This is a genomic window from Bradyrhizobium ferriligni, from assembly GCF_056837965.1.
In genome coordinates, this window is the sequence record NZ_JBXEJO010000088.1 from 1 (window position 1) to 15,052 (window position 15,052).

The 15,052-nt window shown below is 64.1% G+C and carries 11 protein-coding genes; 6 read left to right on the forward strand and 5 right to left on the reverse strand.

Translation table 11 applies throughout. From position 1 onward, the window contains the following. Window positions 1–219: 219 nt before the first annotated feature. Complete coding sequence (locus tag AC1VNY_RS36600) at window positions 220–1,950, reverse strand: putative bifunctional diguanylate cyclase/phosphodiesterase (protein WP_482408811.1); 1,731 nt, start codon at window positions 1,948–1,950, stop codon at window positions 220–222. Window positions 1,951–2,196: 246 nt separating this feature from the next. After that, a complete protein-coding gene (locus AC1VNY_RS36605) occupies window positions 2,197–3,159 on the reverse strand; it encodes a sensor histidine kinase (RefSeq protein ID WP_038387665.1) in 963 nt (320 codons plus the stop codon). Between the two features lie 178 nt (window positions 3,160–3,337). Here AC1VNY_RS36605 and AC1VNY_RS36610 point away from each other — a divergent pair, with 178 nt between their 5' ends. Continuing rightward, a complete protein-coding gene (locus AC1VNY_RS36610; protein WP_482408812.1) occupies window positions 3,338–4,180 on the forward strand; it encodes an SDR family NAD(P)-dependent oxidoreductase in 843 nt (280 codons plus the stop codon). A gap of 105 nt (window positions 4,181–4,285) precedes the next feature. Further along, entirely contained in the window at window positions 4,286–4,774 is a 489-nt protein-coding gene (locus tag AC1VNY_RS36615) for an AAA family ATPase (protein ID WP_482408813.1), read from the forward strand. A 759-nt stretch (window positions 4,775–5,533) separates the two neighbouring features. On the opposite strand, the gene AC1VNY_RS36620 is transcribed toward AC1VNY_RS36615, so the two are convergent. After that, entirely contained in the window at window positions 5,534–6,775 is a 1,242-nt protein-coding gene (locus AC1VNY_RS36620) for an LLM class flavin-dependent oxidoreductase (RefSeq protein ID WP_482408814.1), read from the reverse strand. 272 nt (window positions 6,776–7,047) lie between these two features. Between AC1VNY_RS36620 and AC1VNY_RS36625 the strand changes: the two genes are divergently transcribed. Next, window positions 7,048–8,454 (forward strand): MFS transporter, encoded by a 1,407-nt coding sequence (locus AC1VNY_RS36625; RefSeq protein ID WP_482408815.1) that lies wholly within the window; start codon window positions 7,048–7,050, stop codon window positions 8,452–8,454. Between the two features lie 209 nt (window positions 8,455–8,663). Next, window positions 8,664–9,845: an extracellular catalytic domain type 1 short-chain-length polyhydroxyalkanoate depolymerase gene (locus AC1VNY_RS36630; protein ID WP_482408816.1), complete on the forward strand. Its 1,182-nt coding sequence runs from the start codon at window positions 8,664–8,666 to the stop codon at window positions 9,843–9,845. Window positions 9,846–9,853: 8 nt separating this feature from the next. On the opposite strand, the gene AC1VNY_RS36635 is transcribed toward AC1VNY_RS36630, so the two are convergent. Next, a complete protein-coding gene (locus AC1VNY_RS36635) occupies window positions 9,854–10,522 on the reverse strand; it encodes an MBL fold metallo-hydrolase (protein WP_482408817.1) in 669 nt (222 codons plus the stop codon). 175 nt (window positions 10,523–10,697) lie between these two features. Here AC1VNY_RS36635 and AC1VNY_RS36640 point away from each other — a divergent pair, with 175 nt between their 5' ends. Together AC1VNY_RS36640 and AC1VNY_RS36645 are read left to right on the forward strand one after the other, a co-directional pair. Further along, the gene (locus tag AC1VNY_RS36640) at window positions 10,698–11,510 is read left to right on the forward strand and encodes an RMD1 family protein (protein WP_482408818.1); all 813 of its coding nucleotides are present in this window, start codon (window positions 10,698–10,700) and stop codon (window positions 11,508–11,510) included. A gap of 225 nt (window positions 11,511–11,735) precedes the next feature. Then, window positions 11,736–13,343, forward strand: a complete 1,608-nt coding sequence (locus AC1VNY_RS36645; protein WP_482408819.1) for an alpha-amylase family glycosyl hydrolase — start codon at window positions 11,736–11,738, stop codon at window positions 13,341–13,343. Here AC1VNY_RS36645 and AC1VNY_RS36650 read toward each other — a convergent pair. Continuing rightward, window positions 13,331–15,031, reverse strand: a complete 1,701-nt coding sequence (locus AC1VNY_RS36650) for an alpha-amylase family protein (RefSeq protein ID WP_482408820.1) — start codon at window positions 15,029–15,031, stop codon at window positions 13,331–13,333. The genes AC1VNY_RS36645 and AC1VNY_RS36650 overlap by 13 nt on opposite strands. Window positions 15,032–15,052 lie beyond the last annotated feature (21 nt).

Consider the following 15,052-nt stretch of genomic DNA (forward strand, 5'->3'; position numbering starts at 1 on the left):
TGTATAAGAGACAGCTCGTGACCATCCTTCGAGACGCCCGCCTTCGGCGGGCTCCTCAGGATGAGGTCTTGTTTTGCGGCACAATAGTAGACCCTCATGGTGAGGAGCGCCGCTTGCGGCGCGTCTCGAACCACGAGGCCAAGCACTTGCGCGGTCGCCAAGGGGCATATGCGATAACCCTCCCCGCAAGCGGGAGAGGGAGCGCAGTCACGTCGCGCCCTACCGCCGAAAGCCGCTGGCGCGCGAATAGGTCTGGCGGCCTTCCAGGGTCGGACGCGCGGCCATGCTGGCGCGCGTTTCGCTGGCGACCGGCGTCGCCGGCTTCAAATCCTCGAGGAAGATCGGTTTGGCGAAGTAATAGCCCTGGGCATAGCGGATCTTGGTCGCCGCCTGCAGATAGGTGAGCTCCTCGTAGGACTCGATGCCCTCGGCGATCACGGTCATGCCGAGCGCCTCGCTCAGCGATTCGATCGCGCGCAAAATGCCCTGGCTGCGCGGCCGCTGATGGATGTCGGTGATGAAGGAGCGGTCGATCTTGATCTCGTCGGCGGTAATGTCGGCGAGCGCCGACAACGACGAATAGCCGATGCCGAAATCGTCGATCGAGATGCCGACGCCGATGCCGCGCAGGATCGGCAGGATCTGGTCCTGGAAGTGCGACCGCGTCACGAACGCGTCCTCTGTCACCTCGATCATGAAGCGCCTCGGAAAGCCGGTATCCTCGAGCGCACGAGCGAACCGGCGCATGAATTCGAGATTGGAGGCCTGCTTGGCGGCGACATTGATGCTGATCGTCGCCGTCGGACCGAACGTGTCGTTGATCAGGTCGATCGACTTGACGATCTCCGCCAGCACCAGGAACGTCAGCTCGTCGATCAGGCCGAGTTCGACCGCGAGATCGATGAAGGTGCCCGGCGCCTGGATCACACCCTCGTCGTCGCGCAGCCGCACCAGCGCCTCGATGCCCTTCACCTCCTGGGTGCGGATATCGACCTTGGCCTGGAATGCGCAGCAGAAGCGCTTTTCCAGGATCGCCAGCCGCAGCGACTGCTCGATCTTCATCCGCGCCAGCGCCTCGCGCTCCATGCTGTTGTCGAAGAACGCGGTCGAGCCCTTGCCGTTGTTCTTGACGCGGTACATCGCAATGTCGGCGTTCTGGCGCAGCGCCTCGTAGCTCCGGCCATGCATCGGATAGAGGCTGACGCCGATCGAGGTCGAGGCGAAGATCTCGGATTCCTCGATGAAGAACGGCGCCTTCAGCCGCTCCTGCATGACCTGGATGAATTCGGCGACTTCGTCATTGCCGCTGATCGGGTTGAGCAGCAGCAGGAATTCGTCGCCGGAGATGCGCGACAGGATATCGGTTTCGCGCAGCGCGTGGCCGAGCCGCTTCGACAGTTCAACGAGCAGCGCATCGCCGATAGCGTGGCCGTAATAGTCGTTGATGTGCTTGAAGTTGTCGACGTCGAGGAAGGCGAGCGCGAAATGGCTTTGCGAATCGTCGCGGATCAGGCCGTTGACGCGGTGCTCGATCACCCGGCGGGTCGGCAGGCCGGTCAGCTCGTCGTAATAGGCCGAGCGGAACAGCTGGTCCTCGAACGCCTTCTGCTCGCTGATGTCGGTCGAGGTCGAGATCAGGAGATTGCGACCGGCGATCCGGACCGGCCGGTGCGAGGTCAGGAACACGTATTTGGAGGCGCCGCAGGAGAGCACTTCCTCGAGCACCACCGGACGGCCGCTGCGCAGCAGGTCCAAGTTGGCGGCGTGGCGCTCGTCGACCGGGGACGGCTGGCTCGCGCTGGCCGCCAGCTGCAGCTGGCTCGCGGCTGCTTCATTCACCAGGATGAGCTTTCCCTGCTCGTCCTGAACGGTCACGCCCGCCGGCAGCAGTTGGAGAAGGTCGCGCAGGATACGTAATTCATTGCTGGAAATATCGTCTTGGCCGGTCACTGCCGCGCCCGTCTGAAAATCGTGTCTGGTGAGACTGTGCATGCGCCGACCTTGGCAAAGTCCGTTGTAGTTTTGGTTAAGCGGACCTGCGAAATGCCGTGACAGAATGAGACCGCGACGGCTTTCGCAAGCCGTCGCGGCAATCGTCATTAACAGAGTATCAATGTCCGCTTCGGCCGCTGGTGAAAGCGATTGCGGCGCGCGCGGTTGCACCAACACGTGCGGCTGTGCCGGAATGACGACTTATCAACAGCTCGGAAGCTTGCACTGCATGGTGCAGTGAACACCGGTCTTCAGGTAACTGATCTCGGTCTTGCCGTCGAACGGCCGCAGCGCCGACTTGAGCAGCTTGGTGCCGAAGCCGGCTTCGCCGATCGCTTCGACCACCGGTCCCTCGGTCTCGTCCCAGATCACGTTGAGACGACCGTCGTCGACGGTCCATGACACCTGTAAAAATCCGCGCGGCGAGGAGAAGGCGCCGTATTTTCCGGCGTTGGTTGCGAGTTCATGGAAGATCAACGCCAGCGAGACGGCGAGCTTGGCGGGCAGGAACAGCTGCTCGCCATTGAGGTTGAACCGCACGTGGCCGTAAGGCCCGAGTTCCGAGCGCAGTAAATCCTTGATATCGCAGCCATAGCCGTCGACCCGCGCGATCAGATCGTCGGTCGCCGAGAGCGCGCGGATGCGATGGTCGATGCGCTGCCAGACATCGGGCCGGTCCTGCAGCGCCTGATGCAGCACGGCGTGAATGGTCGAGGACTTGTTCTTCAGCCGGTGCTGCAATTCGTCGACCACGACCTTGCGGTACTGCTCTTCCTCGATCAGCCGTTTGGAAACTTCGCGCTGCTGAGCGACCAGGGAACGGTAGTGCTCCACGCCCCAGATCGCGATGCCGCACACAACCCAGAAGATCATCAACAGCGCAAAGCGCGCCGGATCGGCGTGCGATCCGCTGAAATTGAGCACCACGCCGAGCAGCCCGCTCGCCAGCGCGGTTGCGATCCCGATCCGGAAACCGCCAAGGGCGGTGGCAAAGAACACCGCCGGGAAATAGGGCGTGAAGAACACGTCCGGCCGAATCTGGGCGAGCCCGAAGCGCGCGGCCGTGGCCAAAACGAGACAAAGCACCGCGAAGGCGACCGCAAGCCGCACCGACGGCTGGACATCGCCCCGCCAACACGCCCTGAAATCATCGATCCATTTCGCCATTGCTCGTTCCAGTTCACGTGAACAGGCGACCCAAAATAAGGCCGCTGCGACCGAAAAACCGCAGTTGTGGCCTTCTGGCCACAGGCGGACCTTGCGAGCGTGGCGGCGTGCAAGTGCTTGTATTGGCAGCAGGAGCTGGGGAATATCCGCAACATCATACGTAAGTTGAGGGACCGATATGGGACGGCTGGACGGCAAGGTCGCGGTGATCACAGGGGCGACCAGCGGCATCGGGCTACGCACGGCGGAGATCTTTGTCGCGGAGGGCGCGAAGGTCGTGATCGCCGGGCGTCGCGCGCCGGAGGGCGAGGCACTGGCGCAACAACTCGGCGAGGCTTGCGTGTTTCGTCAGACCGACGTCACGGTCGAGGAACAGATGCAGGCGCTGATCGCGCTTGCGGTCGAGAAGTTCGGCCGGATCGACTGCCTGTTCAACAATGCCGGCGGCCCGGCGCAGACCGGGGGCATCGAAGGTCTCGACGTCGAGCGGTTCGACGCCGCGATGGCGACGCTGGTGCGCAGCGTCATGCTCGGCATGAAGCATGCCGCGCCCTACATGCGCAAACAGGGCTCCGGCAGCATCATCAACAATGGGAGCATCGCCGGACGGCTCGCCGGCTTCTCCTCGTCGATGGTCTACGGCGCCGCGAAGGCGGCAGTCATCCATCTCACCAAATGCGTGGCGATGGAGCTCGGCGAGTCCGGCATTCGCGTCAACTCGATCTCGCCCGGCGCGATCGCCACCGGCATTTTCGGCAAGGCGCTCGGATTGTCGACGGAAGCGGCCGAGAAGACCGCTTCCGTGATGCGCGAGGTCTACAAGGCGGCACAGCCGATCCCGCGCGCCGGCCTGCCCGACGACATCGCGCATGCCGCGGTGTTCCTGGCGAGCGACGAGTCGAGCTTCATCAACGGCCATGATCTCGTGATCGACGGTGCCATCACCGGCGGCCGCAACTGGAGCCAGCAGCAGGCGGGCTACGTCTCGCTGCGCAAGGCGTTCGATCAGGGGGCGGGGTAGCGGCATCCGTCATTGCGAGCGACGCGATTTGTCCGCAGAAGCATTGGCGAAGGCGGAAGCAATCCATAACGTGCACGGCAGATTCCTTCAGGGCGAGGAAAATGCATGAAGCGCGTCTTGATCACGGGCATGTCTGGAACGGGGAAATCGTGCGCGGTCGAAGAGCTGGTTGCGCGAGGTCATCAGGCTTACGACCTTGACACGCCCGAGTGGTCTCAATGGGTCGACGCAGATTCCGCAGACACCCTGACGCCAACGCAAGGAAAGGACTGGGTCTGGCGAGAAGATCGCGTTCGCGCGCTCCTGTCCAAGCCAGGAGACGGTACGTTGTTCATTAGCGGCTGTGCCGAGAATATGCGCCGACTTTTTTCCATGATCGATGTCATAGTCCTTCTCTCGGCTCCTATCGCAACAATCATGGAGCGGCTCGCGATGCGATCCGGCGGCTACGGACAAATCGCGGAGGAGCGGAACAAGGTTTGCCATCTGATCTCGACCATCGAGCCTCTGTTACGGAAGTCTGCTCACTACGAGATCGAAACAACGAGGTCGGTCACCGCAACCGTCGATGAGATTCTCCGAATATTACAGTGACGGCGCAGCTGTTGAAGCTGCTGGTCGCGAAGGGTCACAAAGCGACACAAGCCGGCGTCGCTGGCATCAGGTGCGGCAAATTAACCCGACGGGCAAATTAGCGCTTCCGTCGTCGGGCAAATCAGATGTTCAATTCCGCCCGTCTCACCCGATCGAGGGGCGCTTCGCGATCGTCACGAACGCGGTGTGGGATGCGGTGGACGCTGATTGCGCAACTGACGAGTGCGCATGAGGCGGACGGCGAAGTCGTGCAGGCCTGACGCCCTAGCGGTAGGTGTCCTGTTGTAGAACGCGAAAGCGCGTTTTGCGACGGCGGTGACAAAAAAGCCCAGTCTCGCCGGGGAGAGCACGAAGTAAGCCGTAAGCCATCGCGCAGGGAAAGCCGGATTGCTCCGGTTACACCTGTGGTCCTATCCCCGTGCTTTCTACCCATTGCACGGGGCCCATGGGTGCGATCGGCACCCGGCTTTCCCTGCGCCCTCTACAACACAGAGGGCGGAACGAAGAGCAAAGCTCGGACAAAACATGTCGCGAGAATGCAAACTCATGATGCGCCGGCCGTACCACAAACTCGCCGTCGTCCCGGCATTCGCCAGGACGACGCGGGGTAGGAGTCGCACGCGCTACCTCATCACCGTCATGCTGAGGTGCGAGCGAAGCGAGCCTCGAAGCACGACGGCCCGACTGTGGCCGTGCATCCTTCGAGACGCGCTTCGCGCTCCTCAGGATGACGGAACGAACAGTGGCGCCGCGGCGCCCTCACACCTTCTGCTTGGCCGCTGCCTTCGCAAGATCCGGTGCATTCACCGCGGGGATCGCGACGCGGCCGGGGCCGGTTTGTTGAAGCGCGGCGGCGGCCTTGTCGTTCTGCATGATCTTGGCCATGACAGCCTGGCCGGCGCGTTCGAACACGTCGCGATTGTCGATCAGGAACTGGCGCGACTTGCGCAGGCCGTCGATATAGCCGTTGATCTCGGGCACGACATAGCGCGCGACCATGTCCCAGCTGCGGCGGGTGTTTTCCGGATTGGCCCAGTCGTGCGCGAAGCCGATGATCGAGCCGACGCCGCCGGAGACATCGACCAGGTTCTTGATCATCTTGATCAGATCATCCGGCGTGCCGATGGTGGACGCGGCGCCTTCGACGAAGGCGGTCTTGTCGACGGCCTCGTCGGGCGAAGAGAACGCCGTCAGGCCCGGCCGCATCAGGGTGCCGACATTATATTCGTTGTGCCAGCGCATCAGCCCGGCGCCGGCCTCGCGCCGTGCCTGCTCGCGCGTCTCGGCGATGTGCCAGGACAGCAGCACGCGCCAGTTGGACCGGCTCACGGTGGTGCCGGCCTTCTTGGCGGCGTCCTCGGCGAACTGCCATTGCTGCGGCAGCGCCATCAGGCCCTGGGTCGACATCGAGCCGAGCGAGATGATGCCGATGCCGTATTTGCCGGCGAGCGTCATGCCCGACGGCGATATCTGCGAGGCCACCACGAACGGCATGTCCTCCTGCAGCGGCAGGATCTGCAACGCGGCGTCGTGCATCTCGAACCAGTCGGTCTTGGCGGTGACGCGCTCGCCGTTGAACAGGCGGCGGATCACCGAAATCGCCTCATCCTGGCGGTCGCGCTGGGTCATCGGGTCGATGCCGAGCGTATGGGCGTCGGAGGCGAGCGCACCGGGGCCGGAGCCGAAGATGGCGCGGCCGCCGGTCATGTGGTCGAGCTGCACCATGCGCTGCGCGACGTTGAAGGGGTGATGATAGGGCAGGGAGATCACGCCGGTGCCGAGCTTGATGCGCTTGGTGCGCTCGCCGGCGGCGGCCAGGAACATTTCCGGCGAGGCGATGGTCTCCCAGCCCGAGGAGTGGTGCTCGCCGCACCAGAATTCGTCGTAACCGAGCGCGTCGAGCTGCTCGACGAAATCGAGGTCGCGACGGAATTGCAGCATCGGATGCTCGCCGATCGGGTGATGCGGGGCGAGGAAGGCTCCGAACTTGAGGCGCGCCATGGGTCGTTCTCTCCGGACTATTGTTATCGGGGGCTTTCCGCCAACCTACGGGGTGGCCCGGGGCAAGGCAATGCTCGGGGGTTGCGGCGGTCGCATGGTTGTTGCGCAAATCGGCGGCGATTGCCGCCGTCCGGAATGTTTCCCAGCGCGTCAACGCAAATTGGCAGCCGGGGCTCGAGCGTCTGTGATCCCGGGCTTACCTCGCAGGTAATCGAAGCGATGACCGGAATCTGCTGATGTCCGCCATAACGTCATATCGGGCAGGACAGGACATGCACCAGATCGTTTCGACGCGGGCGGACACATCCCGCCGCTGGTGGGTGCTGGCGATCGTGGTGTCAGCGCAATTCATGTTCGGGGTCGATGCCTTCATCGTCAACGTCGCGATCCCGACGATCGCGGCGGAGCTGCACGCGACGCCGGCACAGATCGAGGCCGTGATCGCGATCTACCTGATCGCCTATGCCACGCTGGTGGTCACCGGCGGCCGGCTTGGCGACATCCACGGCACCAGGAACGTGTTCATCGCCGGCGTCGCCGGATTCTCGGTGACCTCGCTGTGGTGCGGTCTCGCGCAGTCCGGGCCCGAGCTCATCGTCGCGCGGCTCGCGCAGGGCGCAACCGCGGCGCTGATGGTGCCGCAGGTGCTGGCGACGCTGCATCTGCTGTTCTCAGACGCCGCCCGCGCGCGGGCGTTCGGCATCTATGGCATCGTGCTGGGGCTCGCGGGCGCCGCCGGCTTCATGCTCGGCGGCGTGCTGGTGACGCTCGACCTCGCCGGGCTCGGCTGGCGCGCGGTGTTCTTCGTCAATGTGCCGTGCGGTGTCGTCATCATCGCCGCGGCGCTGAAGATCATGCCGACGGTGCCGCGCCGCGCCGGCACGCGGCTCGATATCCCGGGCGCGATCGTGCTGTTCGCGGGCCTGCTGTGCCTGATCGGTCCGCTGCTGTTCGGCCATGATCTCAACTGGACGGCATGGGTGTGGCTGGTGATGGCAGTGGGCATCGCTGTGATCGCGGCCTTCGTGCGGCTCGAGCGGTCCGTCGCGCGCCGCGGCGGCATGCCCCTGATCGATCTGTCGCTGCTGTCGGATCGCGCCTTCATGCGCGGGCTGGTCGCGGTGTTTTTCTTCTTCTTCGCCAACCTGTCCTTCTACCTCATCATGACCATGTTCATGCAGAAGGGCTTGCAGATTCCGCCGCTGGAGGCCGGGCTGGTGTTCGTGCCGCTGGCGCTGACCTTCGTGGTTGCCTCGCGTCACAGCGGCCTGCGCGCCAGGCATCGCGGCACGCTGGTGCTGATCGAGGGCTGTGCGCTGCAGATCGTCGGTCTCGCCGTGCTCGTCGCGACAATTGAGGCGGTCGCGACACCGTCGGCACTGCTGCTCGCACTGGTGCTGATGATCTTCGGCTACGGCCAGGGGCTTGTCATGGCGCCATTGTCGAGCGCGGTGCTCGCGAGCGTGCAGCCCGCCAGCGCCGGTGCCGGCTCCGGCATGTACGGCACGACGACGCAGATCGGCAACGCGGCCGGCGTTGCCGCGATCGGCGCCGTCTTCTTCGCAATCGAGAGCACGATGTCAGCACGTCTGGCGCTGTTTGCGGCATGCGCATTGTTTGTGCTGTCGATCACCATTTCAGCCGCATTTCTGTCATGGATGCGCCGCGCGAGCGCATGAATGCGCACGCAAGTGGCGCATTCCTTTCGAAAAGTTCATGCTCGACAAGGTGCTAAGGCAACCATTTCACGCAGCCCGCGGCGCGATCACGCGTTAACGCCGATTCTCACAATTCCGCAGGGAAAGACAGCACACGGCCTTTTCATTTTGCAGTGCAGCAATTATCTGATCGGGTGACACAGAAGACTAAATCACCTCAGGAGTTGCTGTTGTCCCTGATCAACAACGTCGAATTTCTGCGTCATCTGCCGAAGATGAACGCGTTCAGCGGCCTTGGCGTACTCGCGCCGGCCGTGCCGACGCCGCTCGTCGAGACGACCGAATTCGGCGTCAACCCCGGCGATCTGAAGATGTATTCGTTCGTGCCCGCGCAGCTGGCGCGGTCGCCCGCGCTCGTCGTGGTCTTGCATGGCTGCGGCCAGACCGCCGCGTCGTACGATCTCGGTGCCGGCTGGTCGGCGCTTGCGGCGCATTACGGCTTTGCGCTGCTGATGCCGGAGCAGCAGGCTTCCAACAATGGCAACACCTGCTTCAACTGGTTCAATCCGCAGGACATCGCGCGCGGGCAGGGCGAGGCCGCGTCGATCAGGCAGATGATCGCGCATCTGGTCGGCACGCACGAGATCGACCCGCGCCGCATCTATGTGACAGGACTGTCCGCCGGCGGCGCGATGGCCTCGGTCATGCTCGCGGCCTATCCGGATGTGTTCGCGGCTGGCGCCATCATCGCCGGCCTGCCGTTCGGCGTCGCCACCGATCTGCGCGAGGCGCTGCACGCGATGATGCATGGCAGCGCGCTGTCCGCGCCCGAGCTCGGCGGTCTCGTCCGCAACGCCTCGACGCATGGCGGCGCCTGGCCGAAGATTTCGGTGTGGCACGGCAGTGCCGACCGCACCGTGCATCCGGGCAATGCCGATGCGATCGTGCGGCAGTGGCTCGACGTGCACGGCCTGCCGCTTGCTGCGATGTCGAAGGCGGATGTCGACGGCCATCCGCGCGAGGTGTGGTGGAACGCCGATGGCGAAACGCTGGTCGAGTCCTACACCATCGCCGACATGGCGCATGGCACGCCGCTTGGGCTTGCCGACAATGACGAGCGCTATGGCGTGGAGGGCGCGTTCCTGATCGAGGCCGGGATTTCCTCGTCCTATCACATCGCGAGCTTCTTCGGCCTGACCGACAAGGTCCGTCAGCCGCATATCGCGCCGACCGGAATCCCGCGCGAGCGCGCCGACACGGTGTCGATGACGGTACCGGTGCCCGCGGCCGAGCCGGAGGTGGCATCCGGCCGCAAGAGCGACCGGCCGCGCAAGCGACGGACCAAGGGTGTCGATGTCGGCGGCGCCATCACGCGGGCGCTCACTGCTGCGGGGCTGATGAGTAAGGGCTGATGAAGTAGCTACATCTCGCCGGTCAGGAACGGATTCGTCATCCGCTCCTGGCCGATGCTCGATCCGGCGCCGTGGCCGCAGATGAAGCCGACATCGTCGCCGAGCGGCAGCAGCTTGTCCTTGATCGACTGGATCAGCGTTGGATGGCTGCCGCCGGGCAGGTCGGTGCGCCCGACCGAGCCGGCAAACAACACGTCGCCGACATGGGCGAAGCGCAGCTCCTTGTTGAAGAACACCACGCTGCCCGGTGAGTGGCCGGGGCAGTGCAGGACGTCGAAGGTGAGATCGCCGATCGAGACCTGATCGCCCTCATCGAGCCAGCGGTCCGGTCCGAAATTGCGCACCCCGCTCATGCCGAAGCGCTCGCCGCTCGAGACGACATTGTCGAGCAGATATTTGTCGGCGATATGCGGGCCCTCGATCTTGACCTGCAGCGCGTCGCGCAATTCGGCGGCGCCGCCGACATGGTCGATATGACCGTGGGTCAGCCAGATCTTCTCGACCGTCACGCCGGTCTGCTTGATCGCGGCCTGGATCTTCGCCACGTCGCCGCCGGGGTCGATCACCACGGCCTTCTTGGTCGGCTCGTGCCAGATGATGGTGCAGTTCTGCTCGAACAGCGTCACCGGCACGATGATCGCGCCGGCCTTCGGTTTGGTGTCGGTTGTCTCGTTCATGTGGGCACCATAGGCTTCCGGCAAACGCCGTCAACACGCACCGGAAATGCGGCTGCCCCGGCGTGTGATCCCAAAACGGACCGTGATAAGGTCACCTCCAGCAGAACGAGTTCGCGAGCAGGCCGGTACGCGGCTGCTCTCGATCACGATTCAAGTCCTCGCAGTCCGGAACTTCATGACCCAGGCTCCCAAATCACCGATCGGCGGACCCCGGACCACCGCGCGCGCCTTCTTCGTCGCGGACCGCATCAACACGTCGGGCCTCGAGCGCGGTGACGTGCTGGCCACGACGCCGCTGGCGTTTCGCGTCAATGAAAACGGCGTGGCAATCCTGTTCCGCTACGGCGTCGTCGTCCTGATCGGCCTCAATGCGCTGGAGGAGGATGAATTCCTGCGCAGCCTGCAGTCGCGCATGACCGGCCTGTTCACGCGGCGCGAGGAGGAGATCGCAATCATCGAGCTCGCCGCAGAGAAGGAGGATCAGATTCCGCCGGGCGGCCCGATCTATCTGCAAGGCCTCTCGCCGGAGCGGCTGATCCTGGTCGGCGAGGCGTTGGCGAAAAGCGTGGTGCTGGCGCGGCACGAGCGCGAGGTCCGGGCGGTCTTCGACACGACCGAGCCGCTTGCACGTGAGCTCGCCAAGGGCGGCCGCGTCCATCGCGGCCGCGTGGCGATCCTCAAGCACATCGGCAACGCGCTGCTGGTGCGGCATCGCGTGGCAGGACCGGTCGAAGTGTCGGAGAAGCCCGATATCCTCTGGGACAAGCCGCAGCTCGAGCGACTCTACGCCAGGCTCGAGGACGAGTATGAATTGAAGGAGCGTGCGGAATCCCTGAACCGCAAGCTCGCGGTCGTGGCCGAAACCGCGCAGGTGCTGACCGACATCATCGACACCAGCCGCTCGCTGCGGCTGGAGCTGATCATCGTTTTTCTGATCCTGTTCGAGGTGCTGATCACCATCTATCAGCTGGCGATCGCCCGGCACTAAGTCTACCCGTAGCCCGGATGGAGCGAAGCGAAATCCGGGAATCTCGCCAATTGTGCCAGTGGTCCCGGATTACGCTTTGCTCCATCCGGGCTACGGCGCTACGGCGCTACGGCGCTACGGCGCTACGGCGCCATCTTTCCGTCCCGAATTGTGCGTCATCCCTGACCCGATCGGCGGCCCCGGGCGCGGGGCGGCCTGGGCCGGGCTGCGAGCTTGGGGGACGGGATGGATCAGGACGACCGGGGCTGGTGGCGACGCGGCATTTTCTATCAGGTCTATCCGCGCTCGTTCGGAGATAGCGACGGCGACGGCGTCGGCGATCTCAAGGGGATCATCACGCGGCTGCCCTATCTGACGCGGCTTGGCGTCGACGCGGTGTGGCTGTCGCCGATCTTCCCGTCGCCGATGGCCGATTTCGGCTACGATATCTCCGATTACACCGGCATCGATCCGTTGTTCGGGACGATGGAGGATTTCGACGCGCTGGTCGCGGCCGCGCACGATTCCGGCCTCAAGCTGATCCTCGATCTGGTGCCGAACCACACATCCGACCAGCATCCCTGGTTCATCGAGGCGAAGAGCTCGCGCGACAACCCCAAACGCGACTGGTACATCTGGCGCGAACCGGCGCCGGACGGCGGCCCGCCCAACAACTGGCTGTCCGAGTTCGGCGGCAGTGCCTGGGCGTATGACGAGGCCTCGGGCCAATACTATTATCACGCCTTCCTTGCGCAGCAGCCCGATCTCAACTGGCGCAATCGCGAGGTCAGGGACGCGATCTACGACGTGATGCGCTTCTGGCTGCGCAAGGGCGTCGACGGCTTTCGCGTCGACGTGATCTGGCACCTGATCAAGGATGCCGACTTCCGCGATAACCCGACGAACCCGCATTATCGCGCGGACCGGCCGCCGCACGAAAAGCTGCTGACGCAATATTCGACCGATCAGCTCGAGGTGCACACCGTCATCACCGAGATGCGCGGCGTCACCGAGGAATTCGACAACCGCGTGCTGATCGGCGAGATCTATCTGCCGCTGCACCGGCTGGTTGCCTATTACGGCAACGATCTGCGCGGCGCGCAGATGCCGTTCAACTTCGCGCTGCTGTCGACCTTGTGGAGCGCGCGCGCGGTCGAGATGATCATCGCCGATTACGAAAAGGCGCTGCCCCCGGGGGCGTGGCCGAACTGGGTGCTCGGCAATCACGACCGGCCGCGGGTGGCGAGCCGGGTGGGGCCGGCGCAGGCGCCGGTCGCCGCGATGCTGCTGCTGACGCTGCGCGGCACGCCGACGCTCTATTACGGCGACGAGATCGGCATGCGCCAGGTTGCGATTGCGCCGGATCAGGTGCGCGATCCCTTCGAGAAGAACGTGCCGGATATCGGCGTCGGCCGCGACGGCTGCCGCACGCCGATGCAATGGAGCGCCGAGCGCCACGCCGGCTTCTCGACAGCCCCGCCGTGGCTGCCGCTGGCGCAGGATTTTGCCAGCGACAACGTCGCAAGTCTCGAGGCGGAGCGGACGTCGATCCTCAACCTCTACAAGGCGCTGATCGCGCTGCGGCGAAGGCTGCCGCAGCTCGTCCATGGCAGCTATGAGCCGGTGGCGGCGCACGGTGATGTGCTACTCTATCGGCGGCGCAGCACTGAGGGCGTCGCCGTGATCGCGCTGAACTTCGGCGCGGCCGCCGCGTCGGTCTCCTCAAGCGCGATCGGCTTCAGCAATGAGGTCCTGCTGTCGACCTTGATGGACCGGCAGGGCGAGAAGGTCGAAGGCGTGCTCGATCTGCGCGCCAATGAGGGCGTGATCCTCGGACCGCATCAGGACGATTGACGCCGTGTGCGGGGCTCGTTGGTATCGACGTCGCTGCGCTTGAGCAGATAGTCGAGCCCACCGACCCGATACCAGCGATAGCCATAGGCCTCGATCAGAAGCTTGTGGCGACCGGCATCGTCGGCGCGGCTGTGGTCCTCGGTCAGGAGATTGACGAGGAGATTGCCGGCATCGTCGGGCAGCCCGACGTTGAAAGATATCTCGAGCGGCTTTTCCGCGAAATTGTGCACGAACAGCACCGAGTTGTTACGCCAGTCGTACCGGACGATCAGGATGGCGGAATTTCGGGTTGCGATGACCTTGAAATCTCCCCAGCCGACCTCGGGCACTTCCTTGCGCATGCGGACGATCCGCTCGGTCCAGTTCAGCATCGAATTGGGGTCGCGCCGTTGCTTAGCCGCGTTGACGTGCTCATAGCCATACGGTCCATTGTCGATGATGGGCACACATGGCCGATCGCTTTCGGTGAAGCCGGCGTGCGGCTCGGTCGACCATTGCATCGGCGTGCGCGCGCAACCGCGTTCGGGCAGGTCGAGATTGTCACCCATGCCGAGTTCATCGCCGTAGCGGATCACGGGCGTGCCGGGAAGCGTGCACATCACGCTGTAGGCGAGCTCGATGCGTCGGCGGTCGCCGCCCAGCATGGGCGCTAGCCGTCGCCGGATGCCCCGGTCGTAGAGCTGCATGCTCTTGTCGGCACCGAATGCCTTGAACACGGTCTCGCGCTGCGGCTTGGAGAGGCGCCCGAGGTCGAGTTCATCATGATTGCGCAGGAACAGGCCCCATTGTGCGGTCGCGGGCCGTGGCTTGGTCGCCGTGAGGGCCTTCGCCAACGGCTTCGTATCCGCCGACGCCAGCGCGTAGAACAAATGCTGATTGACGTGGAAGTTGAACATCATGTGCATTCGGTCGCCGTCACGCCCGAAATATTCCATGTCCGTCTCGGGCAAAACGTTGGCTTCGGCGAGAATGATCGCGTTGCCCTGGCGCCATTGCAGGAATTCCCGAAACGATCGCAGCATGTCGTACTGCTCGACCGGCTTGCGCCTCGAGGCGCCCTTGGTCGCTATCACGAACGGCACGGCGTCCATGCGGAAGCCCGAGACGCCGAGCTGGATCCAGAACCCCATGATCTTGAGGATCTCGGCCTGCACATGCGGGTTCGATGTGTTGAGGTCCGGCTGGAAATCGTAGAAGCGATGAAAGTACCAGGCACCGGCTTGCTTGTCGCGCGTCCAGGTCGATTTCTGAACGCCGGGAAATACCATGCCGGTATTGGCATTGGCGGGCTTCTTGTCCGACCAGACATACCAGTCGCGGTGCGGCGAGTCCTTCGAGCTGCACGCTGATCGAAACCAGGCGTGCTGATCCGAGGTGTGATTGACGACGAGGTCAATGATGACGCGGATGCCGCGCTGCTGGCAGCCATGGGTGAATTCGACGAAATCGCCCAGCGTGCCGTAGCGCGGATCGACGTCGTAATAGTTCGAGATGTCGTAGCCGTCGTCCCTGTTGGGCGAAGGCTGAAACGGCATCAGCCAGATCGCGGTGATGCCGAGCCCGTGCAAATAGTCCAGGCGCCGCAGCAGGCCGCTGAAATCACCGATGCCATCGCCGTTGGCATCCATGTAGGTGCCAACCGACAGGCAGTAGATCACTCCGTTCTTGTACCAGAGGTCGTCGATCACCAGGTAAAATCCTCTCCGGTC